Here is a 17,795-nt window from a genome sequence, read left to right on the forward strand (position 1 = left end):
AATAAGGAAGAGGAAGCCTTGCTCCCAGCCTCCCATTAACTAAATGGATCTACCTTTTTTCACTAACCCACACAATCATTTCACCAGGTTCCCGGTTGCACCACGCGTAATATGGCACGGCTTTGATCTGGACTTGCCGGGTCTGTTCCTCGCCAGGACGGTAGAGACTGCTCCAAGTGTCTTGAACAATCCGTTCTGCTTCCCCTGTAATGACCACTACCCCATCAAGCAGCTCTGCAACATATTCTGCTTTTAGTTCAGCGTTCCTCGGAAGAAGGATGCCATGCAGATTCTCACCGTTGTCTGCTTCCTCGAGACAGTAGACAACAGGACCGCGCTTCAGAGCAACTTTTCCGACATTATGGCGGATCAGCGGATTGGACTGGATACGCTCAACAGTCATCGGCAGGGATAATTCTACCTGGTCACCTTGCGTCCAGCTCCGGTTCAGATAGACATAACCATTCTTCATGAATGATTCGTGATCCACTGCCTCGCCGTTCACCTTTACGACCGCACTCCTTGCCCAGCCCGGAATCCTCAAGGCTAAGGTAAAAGTGTGTTCTGTAGCAGGATTGACGGTTATGGACACTTGTCCATCCCATGGATAATTGGTTTGCTGGACAAGCTCCACTTCTTTTCCGGCTACCTCAAACCTGGTTTCATTTCCCATGTAGAGGTGAACAAACAGTTCCTTTTCTTTCTGTGAATAGATGTAATGGCCGATGGAGGCAATCAATCTCGCCAAATTCGGCGGGCAGCATGCACAGCCGAACCATGTTTGGCGTACCGGTTTCACATGTTTTTTATCATTTCTGGTTTCACACGCTTTTGGCAGGACTTCCAAGGGATTGACATAAAAGAATTTCTTTCCGTCCAAATCCATGCCGCTGATTGTTCCATTGTAAAGAGCGAGTTCCATTACATCTGCGTACTTGCTATTTGCCTCCAGATTCAGCATCCGGTTTGCCCAAAATACAAGGGCAATAGACGCACAGGTTTCGGTATAGCTCATATCATTCGGCAAGTCATAATCAAACGAAAATGCCTCCCCAAATACCATTGATCCAATCCCGCCAGTCACATACATTTGCTTTTGGGTCACATTTTCCCATAACGTTTCACAGGCTTTCTTCAGGGACTCATCGTTTGTTCTCGACGCAAGGTCTGCCATCGCCGTATACATATAGGTCGCTCTTACTGCGTGGCCAACAGCCTCCTTTTGATCACGGACCGGTTTGTGCGCCTGATGATAGGCATAATCATCATTGAACCAAAATGGTTTTGTATCTTCCCGTTCCCTTTTCTCCAGGTCAAAATAATGGGGCTGTTTGCCGCGTTCATCAATAAAATACTTGCTTAAGTTCAAGTATCTCTCATTACCAGTTACATCGTACAGCTTCACAAGAGCCAGCTCGATTTCCTGATGTCCTGGATATCCTTTTAGCTTATGCTCCTCCCTTCCGAAAACGCTGTCAATATAATCGGCATACCTGCACATAATCTCAAGGAAATGTCTTTTTCCGGTTGCTTTATAGTAGGCAACGGCAGCCTCTATTAAATGGCCGGCACAGTATAATTCATGGTTATCCCGAAGATTGGTCCAGCGTTGATCAGGTTCCTTGACGGTATAATACGTGTTTAAGTATCCGCTTTCATCTTGTGCCCTGCCTAACAAGGCAATCACATCATCAGCCGTCTGCTCAAGCTCGGCATTCCGTTTATTTTCCAGGCTAAACGCAACTGCCTCAATCCACTTGGCCACATCACTGTCCTGGAATACCATACCAAAGAATTCTCCTTCCGCTTCGCCTGCAGCAATGCGGAAATTTTCGATTGCATGGCTGGGTTCCGTGTCAGGGAGGCGGTCATTTAACGCTTTCCATTGGTAAGGAATGACATGATCCCGAACTACCTCCAGATAATGGCCCCAGAATTGATCTGTGACCGTTATTTTGCTCGTACCTATTTCAGCAGTTTTCTTCATGAAGGTACACCCTTTCTTTAACCAGTGCTTTCAATCTTCCTACCTATTAAACATTCGCCATTTGAACCAAAATCCTTCCTTTTCTTCGATATTTTCTTCATTTTCTTTTATGAATTTTGAAGTACAATAAAAAAAGCACCTGTAGAGGTGCCAGCGATATTTAATCAACCTTTTCGATTATAATCCGATTTGCACTATTTAGGTGTTTCTTTACTGCATCTAAAACATTCTGGTCATCCTGGAAGGCTCCTATTTGGGTTCCATCGACAATGACTCTATGGGTATCACTTTTAGTGGTTAGGCCAAAGGCACGAACCAGTCCATTGACGTGGCCCTGTGCGACACGCTGGCGCCAATTAGAATCTTTCATTTTGGCCGCATCGCTGCCATTGTCAATAAAACCGTTCTCACTTAACATTGCTGGCATGTTCGATTCGCGCAGCACATGAAAATCTGCCTTCTTTTTTCCTCGATCCGATAGATTATTCAGCTTTACTATCTCTTCATGCAGGATATCCTGGTAACGGGCAGTCTGTGACGTATCAGAGACGCTAGCATGAACAAAATCCTCGTAACCGGACGCTGCCCCATTAAAAGAATTAATATGAATGGACAGATAGAAGCTGGCACCCCAGGCATTCGCATCGTTCGTCCGTTCATTCAGGGAACGGGTAACATCAGTGGTTCTGCTCATTCTGACCGAAACATCATTGTAATTGTTCACCAGCAGGTCCCTGATTCTTAAGGCAATATCCAAGTTAAGATTCTTTTCCTGCAATCCATTTCCTATAGCACCTGGATCACTTCCGCCATGTCCAGGATCTAAATAAAGTTTTAACATTTCATTCACCTCCTTCTAGTAGAATATTCAACAGGGAGATGAATTGAACTGGACAGGCGCCATATATAATGGTAGAAAAATATCTTTTAAATCACAAATCAATTTGCGAAGGATTGGAAACTAGATTGGTTTGATACTAAAAGGACAATCAAGATTGCTTGATTGTCCTTTATCCAACCTTCTTTTATAAATCATACTTCCTGATCAAGTACGTTGGTGTGCAGCTCCAGGCATGGCAATAGCTGTTGATTAAATGGCTGCCATACGGGGAGTATTCTTTATTGTTAGGATCATATAATTCCCAGAAGGTGTCGGCTCCGTCTTTAATCATGCCGCCCCAATAGGCTTTCATTTCCGAGATTGCCTGATCCTTATCCCCTGAAACCAGCAATGCTTCCACGAGATGATGATACATATATGGCGTGGCTATTCCCACTTCAGGTTTTTCTTCCAACAGACGCTTCATCAGCTTTTTAGATTCCTCGTTGCTCAGAACTCCTGCCAGCACCATCCAGATTTGGCTTGCCCAGGATACTTGCCGATCCGTTCCGCTGATAAAAAATTGCTGGTTTTCATCCCATAATAGAGATCGAGTTGCCTCCACAATTTCTTCCAGTCTTCGCTTCAGCTCATTACCAGATTCCGGTAAATCCAATTCCTCCGCGAGGCGAACAGCCTGTTTCATGGTATAAATCAAAACGCCCTGTGATGGTGCCTGCTTATTTAATCCCTCCTGCCAGTCAATGAACGACCACCAGTCCGAGGAGTCACGGACAATATGATTTTCATCCAGCCTCTCAAGGGCAAGTTCAATCTGGCGGTGCGCTGTTGGCCATAATTCCTTTAGGGTATCAATATCGTTCGTAGCGAAATAGTAGTCATGCAAAGTTGACGCAAAGAACAGCGAATAATCGAAAAGATAGGTATCATCTGCAATCAGCTTTGGCGACACAAATACATTGGCCGGAACCTTCCCTTTATCATCCGGTACTCCGGCAAAAAGGTAGAGGCAGCGTTTGACAAGATCATTCGTTTTAAAGGTTTCATAGTTTGCGAGTGCTTGTAATCGCAGGTCCCCAAGCCACAGCCGGCGGTCCCGCTTTGGCCCGTCTTCAAAGACATCCTGCATGCAGTCAGCCAGTGTTTTGATGCTGATCTGATCCATTTTTTCCAGCTCCGGATCATGATGGGAAATGCTCTGGATGTCATTAAAATTGACGGAAGTAACGGCCCTGCATTCAATTCGGTCGAAAACAACCCGGTATTTTGGAGAGGTATCCAGCACTTCAAATTTTACGTACCTAAAACTGTATCTCCGGGGCAGGGCAATCGTTCCAGGCAATACGTCAACGAAAATCGTTTCTTCCTGAAGCCACGAGCTGCTTAGCCACCCTTGATAGTTTTCAAAAGGCTCAGCCATTTCAACTGGCATTTCGCCGATCGTCAGCTTGAGTTTTAGCGGTGCATCCGGAGGGCTCCCAGCCGGCCGGACATCGATTGTCAAATAGCCCACCTGGTGATCGCCAAAATCGAGAATAAAAGAATCATTTTTCCCATATTCCCTGTTTAAAAGATCTGCAGCCGGAGCAGCCTGCTCCGTCCGCCAGCCATGAATCGCTTCGTCATCTCTGACCACTTCAACCAATGCCTTTGGCTTCACAAGGGTTTCATGGAGCTGTGGCTTCAATTTTTCTGCCTGTCCAATAAAGGATTCATTACGGATAATCACTTGGTTTTCCAGCTGCTGAATGCTCATACCACCATCTCCTGTTTCTCCCTTGCAGCATTCCGTGCATTAATTTCCGCACGAATTTTAGGATAAATTTTATCTAAGTTATAAAAGCTCATAATCATCATTGAAATAACAACCAGGACGGCTGGAATGATCAGATAGCCCAGCTTAATGGCAAATAATGCTTCAGTGGTCTGAGTCTCGTTTGGAACATAATGTCCCCACTCCAGCATCAGGCCAAACAAGGCCCCTGCAACAGCCATCGTTACTTTTCCAAGAAATCCGTTTAATGCAGACAAGATGCCGGCAGCGTTTATGCCTGTTTTCCATTCTCCATAATCGACAGGGTCCGCCTGCATGGAAAAGTAGATGCTTTGACGAGTGCCGAATCCGAGTGCGGCAATAACGGCTCCCACAATAATCGCCGGGATCACTCCGCCAGCGAACAGCATGGTTAAAATACCGGCAAGGTTGACAACGCTTGCAATCATGAATAAAGTTCGCTTGTACATTCTTTTCGCAATGATAGGTGTCAAAAATGTGCCGGCAATTGGAACAAAGGAGCCAATTCCCGCAATCAGACCGACTAGATCCGGACGGTCAAGATTGTAGGTGAAATAATAAATGAGTGCACCCTGCTGAAAAAAGTACGAGCCCCACATAAACAAAATATTCAAAGCAAAAATATAATACGGCTTATTCCCCTTCAAAGTGGAAAATGCTTGTTTTACAGTTACATTCTCGACTTGAACCTGCACCTTCTCTTCCACATTCTTAAAAGTGAAGAAGAAGAACAAACAGGCAATCACACTGAAAATAACCATGGTCCAGAAAAATCCATCTGCCTGAGAACCACGGCCAAGTGCATTAACCATTGGCATCGTAAGCACACTGACTGCGGTTGCTCCTACAAAAGAAAAGATGATCCGTACCGTCGCTAATACCGTCCTCTCCTGCGGGTCGCTGGTCAGGCTCGGCAGGATGGATGCCAGTGGAATATTTACCATGGTATAGGCCATGGAGAGTCCCATATAAGTCATGTAGGCATATAATACTTTCGCCGCCGGTCCAACATCAGGAACGTAAAAGGCAAGAATTCCTAAAAGGGCAAAAGGTACGGCACCCCACAGAAAATAGGGCCTTGATTTTCCCCATTTTGTATTTGTTTTATCAATAATAATTCCCATGACAATATCGGTTACGCCATCCAAAACCCTGGTGAGCAGGAAGAGTAAACTGACCTGAACAGCTGCCAGGCCAACGACATCTGTATAATAAAACATGAGATAAAGACCGATCATCTGCCACACTAAATTACATGAAAGATCTGCGGCGCCGTATCCAATTCGCTGGCGCCAAACACCTGCTGTTGTGTTCATAATGATTTTCCCCCTGAAAATTGCTTGATGTGAACTAGTTCCTATCTCTATTAAAACGGTTTCTGAATCCGCATACAATAAACACATTACAGTAAAAACTGCTCATTTTACAGGTTAAAAAACCATCAGCCTGACAGCTATTTCCCTTTTTTGCGGAACTGGTTGGGCGTACACCCAAAATGCGACTTAAACTTGCGGTGAAAAAAACTGCTGCTCTCATAGCCAACCTCAAAGGCAATATCATCAATTCCCCTGTTCGTATTTTTTAATAGGGCAGATGCCCGGATCATCCTTTGCATTTGTACAAGCTCCAGGAACGTCATACCGGTCCGTTCTTTGAGCATATTGCCCAGATAATTAGGGTTGAAGCTGAACTTTTCAGCAAGGGAGGTAAGGCTGCAGTCCTTGTAATGTTCCTCGATATAGTGAAGGAGCTCGATAATTGTAGCTCTGCCGGATAATCTTGTCATTTCGAAATTTTTATCAAGCTGGTAAACCCGCATCAGCTCGGTAAACATAACTGGCAAATAAAACTTCACCATTTCATAGGAGTAATCTCGATCCCCGAAAAACTCACACATCATGTTTTCGATGATGGACTGCAAGTGCTCATTGTCCTGTGAGTGAAATAAAATGTAATGATCATGCCGCTGGTTTTCAGACACAGCATTCGCTAAAAAGTTGGATACAATGCCCGTATTGCCGAGGTGGCCGATGAACGAATGGGAGAAAGTCTCTTTTTTCATAATGATATTAATCAAAATATCATCTTCACCCAATGCCGGTATACCGTGCGGGACATCCTTATCCAGCAGACAGACCTGTCCGCGTGTCAGCGTGACTTCCTTTCCATTTATATTTTGTTTGCAGGTGCCAGAATAGACGTAGTTAATTTCAATAAAAGAGTGCAAATGAAGAGGCATGTCTGCAAACCGATGATGCTTGGAGATAAAAATCGGCCCCTTGTCAAAAAAGTACTCTTCCCGCATTCTGGGGATCTCGCTGCCGCTTTCAAGGATCAATTCATGTCCGTCGAAATCATTGATGTTCTCGCGGGTCTTGATCTGGATTTCCTCAATTGAATCAAGCTTACGCAAATATTCATCTAGCTGCTGGTAATTCAACGGTGATTCCCCCTAAATTCCCTTTTAACATAAAATAATGGTTAATTATAACCTGAAGGAAAATGACCCGGCAATGGATGTTTTTAATTATGTCTGGAAAGCTTGCAACCTTAGCCAAAACCGAAGGGCTGCTTGCAAAAATCTCCGTTTGACTCCACAAAAAAAGCAGCCATTGAGACGGCCGCCGAACCTATCATAAATGCTGAACATTAAATACTTCCGGAAAAGGAATTTACTCCCGTTTAGCTCTTAGTCTGTCCTGAAGAAGCCATACCTTGTCCGTTATAAATACTGCACGGAGGTTTCTGCGGTTCCCCTCCCTTTTTTAGAGATTAGCATCATCAATGATCTTCGCTAATAGTTGATATTTCGTAAGATCGCTTCTGTTTCTTCTATCCCTTTCAAATCGACTCCCTTTAAAGGGGCAGGGTCAGCATGGTTATCGGATTCCTCTTCCGAATCCCGCTTTTGCTCAAGAAACCTTAGGGCAGCTACAAAAAGCCTTGATGACCAGAAGGTTACAGTAAGATAGGCAAGGGTATGGAACCAGCTCCATTTCTTGCTGTACTTAACAAGCCTGGTCTTCCTTCGAAGAATTTCTTCTATTATGGTCATCGGCACACTTAATAGAAAAACTGTCAGTACTGTTTTTAAAGTATCAGCCTTATTGGTTAATTTGCTGTAAATGACACATACCAGCGGAAAAATCAAAAAATCAAATACTATGTTAATTTTAAATGAATCTTTAAAATACCTGTATGGATATTGAACCAATTTCTTCTTTGAAATAGATGCATCAATCAAGCTGGAAACGACCGACTTAAACAAAAAAATGAGAAAGAAATCTTTTATTGAGCCTTTACGAAGCAAAAATATCCCACCGCTTATTCCCAATACCGTAATAATTCGTAAAATAGTTTTATCCTTCATAGGTTCAACCTTCCTTTATTCCTGAGGATTGAAATGAACGCTTTTACTCCTTCGAGATTAAAATTTCCATTTCACTTTCTGAACAAACTAGCAACCGTTCCTCACTAATCTAATTTAACCTTAATGTGTATAAAAATACACATAGGTCCTAATAATTCAAATAGCGGAAAAAAGACAGCTTAGTCGGAAAGAGAGAGGGAGGGACTGGATTTGGATAAAGAACCACATTCATCTTCCAAACAGCATGGTCAGGGACACTTTTATGATAAAATCACCAAAAATGTAACAAATCTGGTTTCTTCCAAAGAATCTTCACCCCCTCTGGAACACTCTGTAATTTCGTTAAACAAGAGTGGAACTGGAACGGATGCCCATATTCAGGCAACCTTAATGGCTTTGGCTGACGCCATCATTCCATCGACTTTGGGTGCTCTGGATTTGCGAATTGATGATTATGTTAAATGGACTTTGGATCGTTTTATTTCTCTGCAGGGAGAATGGGGGACTAAAATCATTCCTATATCTGCTCAAACTGCCATCATGCTTGATGTCGCAGCCGGTCAATATATCCTTTCAGGAGAAACTTCAGAACCCCTGGATTTTTCCACTTATCCAGAAGGCGGCTCCTTTGCAGCTCTATGTTATGAAGGTCGTTTTCAGGCATTAAGATTACTGGAGAATCTGCAGGTGGATCTTGAATCCCTGCCCCTCCCCTTTCGAAACAATGCTGGCCTTGTACAAAATGTGGTTACCTCTCTTCACCAGTTAGTCATGTTTGGCTATTATTCGGAATGGTTTTCTTTTGGACCGACCCGCTTAGCCTATCCAGAAAACCAGCGCAATGAACGACAGCGATTTATATGGGACAGGCTGGATTATCCGGGAATCTCATTTGGCTATCGCGCCCACCGGGGATTTTTAGTTGAAGAATTTTCAGAATAGGGGAAATGTCCATGAGTCTGGATGCAGATGTCATTATAATCGGAGCTGGCGGCGGAGGGGCAGTAGCGGCCAAGGAACTCGGCGAACTGGGAATCAGCGTTTTGGTTCTTGAAGCTGGTCCATGGTACGGGAATAAAAAATGGACAAAGCCCAACCAGGAACGCGGCTCCCTCAGCAGCAGCAGTGTCGAGGATTTAGATATCGATCTCCTGCGAGAGCAATATACAAAGAATGAACATACGATGAATTCTTTTGAATTTGGGCGCTTTCGCTGGGGTCCGGCCGATCGCCGACGCTCCCCATGGCACCGGAACGTCCCAAAAAATGGGTTAATCTGGCAATCGACGGGCGTGGGCGGAACAACCCAGCATTACTGGGCAAACTCCCCAAGAGCCTATTCCATGGCAATTGATGATGTATGGCCTATATCCTACCGAGAGCTCATTCCCTTTTATGAGAAAGCCGAAGATATATTGCCTGTTCGCCCTGCACCAACTACTCCAAAAGAGGAATTATTTTATTTCGGTGCAAAAAAAGCAGGCTATTCCATGATTGACACCCTGAACCCCACTTCACCCGGATATCGTCCACAGCCTAATGCCATCCTTCATCCGAATGAAAAGCTGATGGATCCAAGCAAAAGCCTGGAGGAAATATCCAAACTGGAGGGGTGTACTCTATGCGGGCATTGTGTCAATGGCTGCCCGCATGGTCCTTCCGTCGATAAAACGGCTAAGCGGCCGACCAACGTAAGCTATGTTCCTCTTGCCTTAAAAACGAACAAAGTAGAAATACGGCCAAATACCTATACCATCAGGATCCTCACTGAGTCAGACCCCAAAGAAGGCCTGCGTGCGAGTGGTGTTCAGTTCAGGGATACGTGGACAGGCGAGACGGGAGAATTATACGCCAAAGTCATTGTAATGGCAGCCGGATGCATAGAGAGCCCCAGACTCTGGCTCAATTCAGAACTTCCCCAAAATTCGTGGGTTGGCCGGGGCTTGACCCACCATTATTGGGATTGGGTTACCGGGGAATTTGAGGAAAAAGACCTGATGGCGATATTAGGTCAGCCTAATGTCAATCCTTTTATGGGCCCAACATCAGGAGGACGGCTGGATTATCCTGGTTTAGGGTGCATCCAGCCGTCAGGAGTAAGTCCCGGGCTGTTCGCTTCCCTAACTTTCGGATTCAGTGACAGCGGCTACCATTTTGCCCGGAAAGCTTCTTCCCCTGAACCCTGGGATCTGCAAGGAAGAGTAACAGGCAGTGAATTAAAAGACTGGATGTATAACTACAAGAATACATTAAGCATCATGATTCTTACGGACGACCAGCCTCATAAACGGAATGGTGTCAGTCTTCATCCTGCCTTAAAAGATGAACACGGGCCAATCCCGATGGTTCAATATACAGCCAGCAAGGAAGATAAGCAGAAAAGGAATCAGCTGGCCAAAATCTCTGCGGAAATATTAAGAAAAGCAGGAGCAAAGAGAATCATCCGGACTGACTGGCCGTCCCACCTTTTTGCCCATATCGAATCCACGATGCGGATGGGGTTCGTTGTCGATACCAATTGTGAAGCCTATCAAGTCAAACGGCTGTTTATCGCCGACAATAGTGTCCATTACAATGGCATTGGCGGCCCAAATCCTACCCTGACCACCCAGGCTTTAGCAACACGCACAGCCGAGAAGCTTGCGAATAAATATTTTTGCTCATGATCGTTTGCAAAATAATTCAGTTCCAATAAAAAAGTCTGATGAGCTGCTTACCCTCATCAGACTTTTTAAGTTCCTTAACTGTTCGCTTGAGTCCTTGAATCTCTGCGTTGAATCCTGTCACCTTCGCGCCTCTCTTGGCCCTGCCTTTGGCAATCTTGAGACAGGCAGCCAGTTACTTATAAAACTTCACGCGGTCTTCAAGCGGCTTGAATTCTTTCTCGCCAGGCTGGGAGGTCGGACTTCCAAAAGGCATTTGAGCAATCAGCTTCCATTCTCCCGGAATTCCCCATTCTTTTTTCACTTCGTCATCTATAAGCGGGTTATAATGCTGTAAAGATGCCCCCAATCCTTCCGCTTCCAATCCAGACCAGACGACTAATTGGTGCATTCCGGAAGACTGGTTGGACCAGACCGGGAAGTTATCGGCGTAAGTCGGGAACTGCTCCTGAAGGGACTGGACCACTGTCTGATCTTCAAAAAATAGAACCGTTCCATACCCTGCTTTAAAGGAATCCATTTTTTGCTGTGTTCCTTCAAAATCTCCATCCCCGACCACTTTTCGCAGAGTTTCTGTGGTAATATCCCATAATTTATCATGGGCGTCTCCTGTCAGAACCACAAGCCGGGCACTTTGAGAGTTGAACGCAGAAGGAGTATATTTTACTGCAAACTCCACGATTTCCCTGATTCTTTCATCAGAAACGTTTACCTCTTTATTGATTCCGTAGTAAGAACGCCTTTCCTTCAATGTCGCATAAAAATCCTTCATCATCATGTCAATCTGTCCTCCTGATTCAAATCTTTTAAACTAAGACTTACTAAATAAACACGAAATGTGTCCTTGACCAAAAGTCATATACAGTTTACCCTGAATTTTATCATTCAAGCCCCAATCGCTGCTTCTTATAAGTGAGAGGTTAAGAAGTTTGCATTCCAAAATCTTTATTACGGAGCAAAGAGCAGCAACGAAAAAAAGAGAATGGCATAGCGGCCATCCTCTTTTCCTATGACTTACGCTTCGATTTTTTGAAAGAATTGCGGCAGATGCTCTTTATGGGCTTCCAGCATTTCATCTAAAATCTGCTTTCCAACCTTATCGGATGGAACAAGCGGATTAATCGTCATGGCAAGCAGAGCGGTGTTATAGTCACCGGTGACCGCAGCTTCAGCAGCAACACGTTCAAACGATTTAATTTGCTGTACCAATCCTCTGACCGCAACCGGAAGATCGCCAACAGCAATCGGCTTCGGGCCATCCTTTGTAATCACAGAGTTTACTTCGACAGCTGAATCATTCGGAATGCTGGCAATCGCACCATTGTTGCGAGTGTTGACCGGCTGAATATCCCTTTTGTCATTGTAAATCGAGTTAATCAAGCTGCAGGCGGCATCGCTGTAGTAAGCACCTCCGCGTTTTTCCAGCTGCGGCGGCTTAATGTCAAGAGCAGGGTCTTTGTACAGTTCAAAGAGCTCGGTTTCAAGCCTTTGCACAACTTCTGCACGAGTCCCTTCTGTTTCTGCTTTTTCCAATTCCTCTTTCAGCATTTCATCCGTCTTGTAGTAATAACGGTGGTAGCCGCACGGAATGACGCCCAATCCACGAATAAAGTCAGGCTCCCAGGAAAGGCCGGAGATGTTCTTCATCGTCATTTCATTTTCCGGATTCGCCATTGCTTCAATGACTTGCTCCTGGACACTTTTTCCGTCAAGGAATGTATCAAGACCAAATACCATATGGTTCAGGCCGGCAAAGTTGACTTGCACGCGTTCTGGCTCAACTTCCAGTGATTTTGCAATTCCCATCCTCATGCCGATTGGAACGTTGCACAGGCCGACTACTTTTTTGATATTGCTGTAGCGCAGCACCGCTTCCGTTACCATGCCGGCAGGATTTGTAAAGTTGACCAGCCATGCTTCCGGGCAAAGCTCTTCAATATCCTTGCAGATCTCAAGGATAACAGGAATGGTGCGAAGACCTTTAAATAATCCTCCTGGTCCATTTGTCTCCTGGCCAATTACATTGTATTTCAAAGGAATTCTTTCATCCTTTGCACGTGCTTCTAAAAGTCCGACACGAAATTGAGTTGTAACGAAATCTGCATCTTTCAAAGCTTCTCTTCGATCTAATGTTAAATGAACTTCAATTGGAAGCCCCGCTTTTTCAACCATGCGTTTTGCCAGGTTTCCGACGATCTCGAGTTTTTCTCTTCCCGCTTCAATATCCACCAGCCAAAGCTCTCTCACAGGAAGCTCATCGTACCGCTTTATGAACCCTTCAACTAATTCAGGAGTATAGCTTGATCCTCCGCCAATTGTAACGATTTTAACGCCTTTTGACATCTGCGAAAACCTCCAGAAATATATTTTTCTGATCTCAAGTAAATTGTATGAAATTCGACCGCGACCGTAAATATGATTGGGGCATTTAGGGTTTTATTCCATCGAAAGGAACTTGTTACAATTGAGTAACACCTTGTTTTTTCTATGGTATGATAAAAGCACATAAGGGACAGGAGTGAGAAGAATGTTTACGGGTGATGTGATTGCTTCCTTTAATGAACTAGAAACGTCTTTGTACAATTATATATCAAAGAACAGCGAAAAAGTCGTGTATATGCGGATTCGAGACTTAGCCGATGAGACACATGTCTCTACCTCGACGATTCTTAGATTTTGCCGAAAACTGAAATGCGAAGGCTTCTCGGAATTTAAAGTGAAACTGAAAATGTATCTGGATGAAAACGAAGAAGTAAATATCAAGAGCAGTCAGTACGTCATGTCTGAATTTGTGGAACGGACCAAAAACGGACACTTCGAAGCAGCCCTTCTTGATGCTGCTTCCTTAATTGTTCAATCCGATAACCTGATTTTTATTGGTTCCGGCAGCTCGGGAATTCTCGCTGAGTATGGAGCGCGGTATTTCTCAAGTCTTGGAAAATTCTCCATGTATGTAAAAGATCCCTATATTCCCATCCATGCGAACTATCTCCAAAATAGCACGACCATTGCCTTGTCGGTATCAGGTGAAAACAGATTTACTGTTTCCCATCTTAACGAGCTAAAACAAAAAGGCAGCAACATTATCTCTATTACCAATAATAAGCATTGCACCATTGCCAATATGGCCGATATCAATATCTCCTATTACGTGACAGAAGAATGGTATAAAAAATCCAACATCACAACCCAGATACCCGTTGTCTACATACTCGAGGAGACCGCTCGTAAAATGCAGAAGCTCACAGAACAGAGCGAGTGAGAAATTTATTGAAGTAAGGCAGGAAGGCATCCTGCTTCTTTTTTATGATTCCTAACTGTATTTGACCTTTCTCTTTCTAAACCATCTCCTTAATCTTGTACATGATTTCTACGTGACCTTTCTTTACTAAAAATCCTCACCCCGATCACGTACAGGCTTCCTACGTGACCTTCCTTTCCTCAACACCTTCACCCAGGTCACATACAAGGTTCCTACGTGACCTTTCTTTCCTCAAAATCTTCACCTCGGTTACGTAGAGGCTCCCTACGTTACCTTTCTCTCCTCAAAATCTTCGACCCGGTCACGTACAGGCTCCCTATGTGACCTTCCTTTCCTCAAAATCTTCACCTCGGTCACGTACAGGCTCCCTATGTGACCTTTCTTTGCTCAGAGCCTTCACCTCGGTCACGTAAAGGGTTTCTACGTGACCTTTCTTTCCTCAAAACCTTCACCTCGGTCATGTAAAAGGTTCCTACGTGACCTTCTTTTTACAGAACCACCTCCTTGGTCACGTATAGGGTTTATACGTGGCCTTTCTTTACGCAAGACCTTCACCTCCGTCACGTACAGGATCTCTACGTAACTTTTCTCTTTTCCAGACAATCTTCCTGGTCTTATACTGTGATTTCATTCAATCTCGTTAATCTTCTGCCGTTTTACGTTTAAAACATTCCACTCCATTTTCCCATTTTTAATTCCCCACTAAGATGTCAAAATATTAATTCAACTAATCTATCAGTATCAAAAAAGAATTCTAATATAAAACTCCGGCATCCCTCCCCCTTGGAAAATCATAGCTCACCATATCTATCATTTACATTGCTTGCTTGGAAACTTGCATGTCTGATGCACAAAATGGGTAAAGGATATCACTTGTTTAAAAAATGAATAGAAGGTGTGGAGCATTTGAATCTAACTTTAGCCATTGGCTTGTTTTTACTAATATTATTTATCGCCGGAATCATCGGGGAGAGAATCCTTAAAATACCTGACATCCTCCTCTATATATTGCTCGGACTGGGGCTTGCAGGCTTCTTCCATGAAACAAAAGTGGTGGAAATGGCGGGTGAAATTGGGCTGGTCCTTCTGTTTTTCCTGCTGGGATTAGAGTTTTCCGTAAAGCGTCTTGCAGAAAATGGGAGCAAGGTCTGGAAAGGAGGGCTTTTGGATGTCTTCCTCGGCCTCGGTGTTACTTCTGTTATCTGTTATCTGTTCGGACTGGACTGGGTCTCCGCATTGCTCGTGGGGGGAATCGTCTACGCAACTAGTTCGTCCATAACCGCAAAACTGTTAAATGATAAAAATCGGACTGAAAACAAAGAGTCAGAATTTATGCTGCTTGTCCTGATCTTCGAGGATCTATTGGCGCCCATTTTGGTTACCATCCTCATTGGGCTGACTGGTGAAGGCTTTACACCGATGGATTTCCTTTTTACCTTTTTAAAAATAATCTTGCTTGTGGGCATTGCCATTTTCTTTGCAAAAATTGTATTCAAGAAATCAGAAGCGATTTTAAAAGAGTTTGGCAAGGATGACTCCTTTGTCGTGCTGATTGCCGCCATTGCCCTGACCTATGCGGGGGTCGCCGTATTTTTTGGTCTTTCCGAAGTCATCGGTGCCTTTTTAGCAGGGATGATGCTTTCTGAAGTCAGTTTGAAAGAACGGATCGAAAAAGCAGTCCTACCCGTCCGGAACGTGTTCCTGCCGTTTTTCTTTTTAAACTTCGGCATGCACATTACGCTGACGAAGGATATTCCTTATATTGGTCTCCTTGTGACATTGGTCGCCTGGTCGATTATCCATAAAATTGCTTTAGGTTACTTTGGGGGACAATGGTACGGATTGTCCAAATTCCATTCCCTGAAGGCTGGCTTGTCTTTGACACAGCGCGGGGAATTTTCCGTAATCATTGCGGCGATGGCTGCAGGTCAATTGAAGATTTTTGCCGGAATCTATATATTGGCCATCGCCCTGATTGGCACCATCCTGTTCCAGATTGCCCCTAAGCTAAACAAGAAGATTTTTAAAGAGGTGGATAAAATAAAAGCATAAAAAAACAAAACACCTTCACTCTGTGTGGAGGTGTTTTCGCCTTCAAGTACCTTTCCATATAAATTTAATTTGAATGCTTTGTATAAGACCTAAAGTTTTCCTTCAAAAGATGATTAATGGCCCGTAGAAGGCTTTCCGTTCAACGGCTTCTCAAAAATGGTCAGATCGATCGACTCAGCCATCACTTTTAAGCCCAGGTCGTTTGGATGCAAAGCATCGCCGCTGTCGTATTCCTTGCGGAGTTTTTCATGATCATTGGGATCAGCCAATGCCCTGTCAAAATCAATAAAGCCATCCAGCATAATGCTGCTTCGGATCCAGGCATTCACTTCCTGGCGAGTTTGTTCACCCTTCTCCGTATAGTAAACACCTTCGTCATAGCCCTTAAATGGAGTCAGAGTCCCTGCATAAATTTTGATTCCACGCTCATGTGCCTTGGCGGCAATTTCTTTTATCCCTTCAATGATCCTGCTTGAATCATGCACATGGGGTTCGTGGCCAATATCATTGATTCCTTCCAAAAGGATAAGATCCGTTACTCCTGTTTGTGAAAAAACATCCCTATCGAGCCTGGCCAATGCTTTTTCACCGAATATAGGCGAATCAGAAAGGATTCGATTGCCCGAAATCCCCTGATTCAAAACAGAAAAGGTCTGGTTCTTAATTTCTGAATCAAGACGGTCGTTTAAGACATCGGTCCAGCGACGATTTTCGTTAAGAGAAGAGAGATATCCATCTGTAATGGAGTCCCCTAATGCGACGATGACCCTGGATTTCTTTTTATTATTTTTTTTCACGTCAACTCCCGAAAGCCAGAACCATGCATCAAAGCTTTCTGTGAATCCGCTGTCATTACTGTCAGCGGCAAAGTCACCCTGGTTGGAAATATAAGTGGTTGAGTTTGATGTATTATGCCAGGTAGCCGGACCGCTTTCACCATGTATGTAGAGGCTGACCGTCAAGTCAGATCCGTCCTGCACTTCAAATGGAACAGGATCGCTAAAGACTTCTTCCCCCTGTGGAATCGTTACCGACTGTTTGCCAGCAAAGGTTAATGGTTTGACAGAACCCGGAACCGCCTCGGCTCCTTGTTTTGTAAGTCCAACGGTAACCTTTCCAAAAGTGATCGGCTTCGTTCCAAATTGATTGGACAGGCGAATCCGGACAGCTGAGCCAGACGCATGTGGGTGGATGACCATCCGGATCGTTTGGTTCACAAAACCCTTACGAGAAGTTCCTCCGTCCCAATCAACAGTCTCCCAGGCCGCTGTCTGACTGGCGGACCACGCACCGATCCACTCACCTGTTTTCTCAGGCGTCTTAGCTGCTGCGCTTTTCGCTGAATCAAGCGGGCTGCAAATCAGTCCCACGATTAAGACTGTCATTAAAATAAACCCTATTCCATTCCTCTTCAACGTTTCTCCTCCTTTATTCGTCATAAGCTTCCTCCTAAATATCACAAGAAATCTCTCAGCCTCACCCCCTCTTTTGACTATTCAATTCTTGCTAAAAGTTTGACCCATGCATATTCGAACATTCATTTTAGAGAAACCATGACTTTTCCCCTTTAAATTTTCTATATTTTCCGATAAAATTATATCATCCGATATTTTGTTTGTACAACAAACAAACTAAGTAGAGGCCATGATAAAAGATCACGCATTCACTACCTTTTATTAAGTTTGGCTTTACTTTTTTGAATACAGCTATTGAGGAACGAAGATCAGACTGATCGACACCAAGGTTTGGTATTTAAACCATAGTGTTGTATGTTTCAACAAGCTTTATTGAAAGCGCTTTTAAAGAAGGGAGACCATATTATTGA

General features: G+C 44.1%; 13 protein-coding genes. 4 read left to right on the forward strand and 9 right to left on the reverse strand.

Going from position 1 to position 17,795, the window contains the following annotated elements:
- Positions 1-49: 49 nt before the first annotated feature.
- The 6 genes from EV146_RS09070 to EV146_RS09095 all read right to left on the reverse strand — a co-directional run bounded on the left by EV146_RS09070 (position 50) and on the right by EV146_RS09095 (position 7,993).
- Positions 50-1,987, reverse strand: a complete 1,938-nt coding sequence (locus EV146_RS09070) for a glycoside hydrolase family 127 protein (RefSeq protein WP_132004972.1) — start codon at positions 1,985-1,987, stop codon at positions 50-52.
- A 160-nt stretch (positions 1,988-2,147) separates the two neighbouring features.
- A complete protein-coding gene (locus EV146_RS09075; RefSeq protein ID WP_132004975.1) occupies positions 2,148-2,828 on the reverse strand; it encodes an N-acetylmuramoyl-L-alanine amidase family protein in 681 nt (226 codons plus the stop codon).
- A 184-nt stretch (positions 2,829-3,012) separates the two neighbouring features.
- Entirely contained in the window at positions 3,013-4,584 is a 1,572-nt protein-coding gene (locus EV146_RS09080; protein ID WP_132004978.1) for an alpha-L-rhamnosidase-related protein, read from the reverse strand.
- Positions 4,581-5,939, reverse strand: a complete 1,359-nt coding sequence (locus EV146_RS09085) for a glycoside-pentoside-hexuronide (GPH):cation symporter (RefSeq protein WP_199232671.1) — start codon at positions 5,937-5,939, stop codon at positions 4,581-4,583. Before EV146_RS09085 ends, EV146_RS09080 begins: the two co-directional genes overlap by 4 nt.
- Before the next feature lie 137 nt (positions 5,940-6,076).
- Positions 6,077-7,063: an AraC family transcriptional regulator gene (locus EV146_RS09090; RefSeq protein ID WP_132004981.1), complete on the reverse strand. Its 987-nt coding sequence runs from the start codon at positions 7,061-7,063 to the stop codon at positions 6,077-6,079.
- A gap of 354 nt (positions 7,064-7,417) precedes the next feature.
- Positions 7,418-7,993, reverse strand: coding sequence for a CBO0543 family protein (locus EV146_RS09095; RefSeq protein ID WP_181215850.1), 576 nt, complete (start codon positions 7,991-7,993; stop codon positions 7,418-7,420).
- A 210-nt stretch (positions 7,994-8,203) separates the two neighbouring features.
- Here EV146_RS09095 and EV146_RS09100 point away from each other — a divergent pair, with 210 nt between their 5' ends.
- Together EV146_RS09100 and EV146_RS09105 are read left to right on the forward strand one after the other, a co-directional pair.
- The gene (locus tag EV146_RS09100) at positions 8,204-8,935 is read left to right on the forward strand and encodes a hypothetical protein (RefSeq protein ID WP_132004984.1); all 732 of its coding nucleotides are present in this window, start codon (positions 8,204-8,206) and stop codon (positions 8,933-8,935) included.
- An 11-nt stretch (positions 8,936-8,946) separates the two neighbouring features.
- The gene (locus tag EV146_RS09105; protein WP_132004987.1) at positions 8,947-10,659 is read left to right on the forward strand and encodes a GMC family oxidoreductase N-terminal domain-containing protein; all 1,713 of its coding nucleotides are present in this window, start codon (positions 8,947-8,949) and stop codon (positions 10,657-10,659) included.
- A gap of 172 nt (positions 10,660-10,831) precedes the next feature.
- On the opposite strand, the gene EV146_RS09110 is transcribed toward EV146_RS09105, so the two are convergent.
- Complete coding sequence (locus EV146_RS09110; protein ID WP_132005855.1) at positions 10,832-11,431, reverse strand: nitroreductase family protein; 600 nt, start codon at positions 11,429-11,431, stop codon at positions 10,832-10,834.
- 239 nt (positions 11,432-11,670) lie between these two features.
- Positions 11,671-12,999, reverse strand: coding sequence for a 6-phospho-beta-glucosidase (locus EV146_RS09115; protein WP_132004990.1), 1,329 nt, complete (start codon positions 12,997-12,999; stop codon positions 11,671-11,673).
- 184 nt (positions 13,000-13,183) lie between these two features.
- Here EV146_RS09115 and EV146_RS09120 point away from each other — a divergent pair, with 184 nt between their 5' ends.
- Positions 13,184-13,918, forward strand: a complete 735-nt coding sequence (locus EV146_RS09120) for a MurR/RpiR family transcriptional regulator (RefSeq protein ID WP_132004993.1) — start codon at positions 13,184-13,186, stop codon at positions 13,916-13,918.
- Between the two features lie 906 nt (positions 13,919-14,824).
- On the forward strand, positions 14,825-15,970 hold the full coding sequence (locus EV146_RS09125; protein ID WP_132004996.1) for a cation:proton antiporter: 1,146 nt from the start codon (positions 14,825-14,827) through the stop codon (positions 15,968-15,970).
- Between the two features lie 113 nt (positions 15,971-16,083).
- Here the strand turns inward: EV146_RS09125 and EV146_RS09130 are convergent, their stop codons facing one another.
- Positions 16,084-17,409 carry an SGNH/GDSL hydrolase family protein gene (locus EV146_RS09130; protein WP_132004999.1) on the reverse strand — a complete coding sequence of 442 codons (1,326 nt, stop codon included), beginning with the start codon at positions 17,407-17,409 and terminating at the stop codon, positions 16,084-16,086.
- Positions 17,410-17,795 lie beyond the last annotated feature (386 nt).

Source organism: Mesobacillus foraminis (genome assembly GCF_004340465.1).
GTDB classification, from domain to species: Bacteria; Bacillota; Bacilli; order Bacillales; family Cytobacillaceae; genus Mesobacillus_B; species Mesobacillus_B foraminis.

What these genes read in the sequence shown, in the direction of transcription:
- EV146_RS09070 (WP_132004972.1), bottom strand. Translation starts at nt 1,987, where the DNA reads ATGAAGAAAACTGCTGAAATAGGTACGAGCAAAATAACGGTCACAGAT.
- EV146_RS09075 (WP_132004975.1), bottom strand. Translation starts at nt 2,828, where the DNA reads ATGTTAAAACTTTATTTAGATCCTGGACATGGCGGAAGTGATCCAGGT.
- EV146_RS09080 (WP_132004978.1), bottom strand. Translation starts at nt 4,584, where the DNA reads ATGAGCATTCAGCAGCTGGAAAACCAAGTGATTATCCGTAATGAATCC.
- EV146_RS09085 (WP_199232671.1), bottom strand. Translation starts at nt 5,939, where the DNA reads ATGAACACAACAGCAGGTGTTTGGCGCCAGCGAATTGGATACGGCGCC.
- EV146_RS09095 (WP_181215850.1), bottom strand. Translation starts at nt 7,993, where the DNA reads ATGAAGGATAAAACTATTTTACGAATTATTACGGTATTGGGAATAAGC.
- EV146_RS09105 (WP_132004987.1), top strand. Translation starts at nt 8,947, where the DNA reads ATGAGTCTGGATGCAGATGTCATTATAATCGGAGCTGGCGGCGGAGGG.
- EV146_RS09110 (WP_132005855.1), bottom strand. Translation starts at nt 11,431, where the DNA reads ATGATGAAGGATTTTTATGCGACATTGAAGGAAAGGCGTTCTTACTAC.
- EV146_RS09115 (WP_132004990.1), bottom strand. Translation starts at nt 12,999, where the DNA reads ATGTCAAAAGGCGTTAAAATCGTTACAATTGGCGGAGGATCAAGCTAT.
- EV146_RS09120 (WP_132004993.1), top strand. Translation starts at nt 13,184, where the DNA reads ATGTTTACGGGTGATGTGATTGCTTCCTTTAATGAACTAGAAACGTCT.
- EV146_RS09130 (WP_132004999.1), bottom strand. Translation starts at nt 17,409, where the DNA reads ATGACGAATAAAGGAGGAGAAACGTTGAAGAGGAATGGAATAGGGTTT.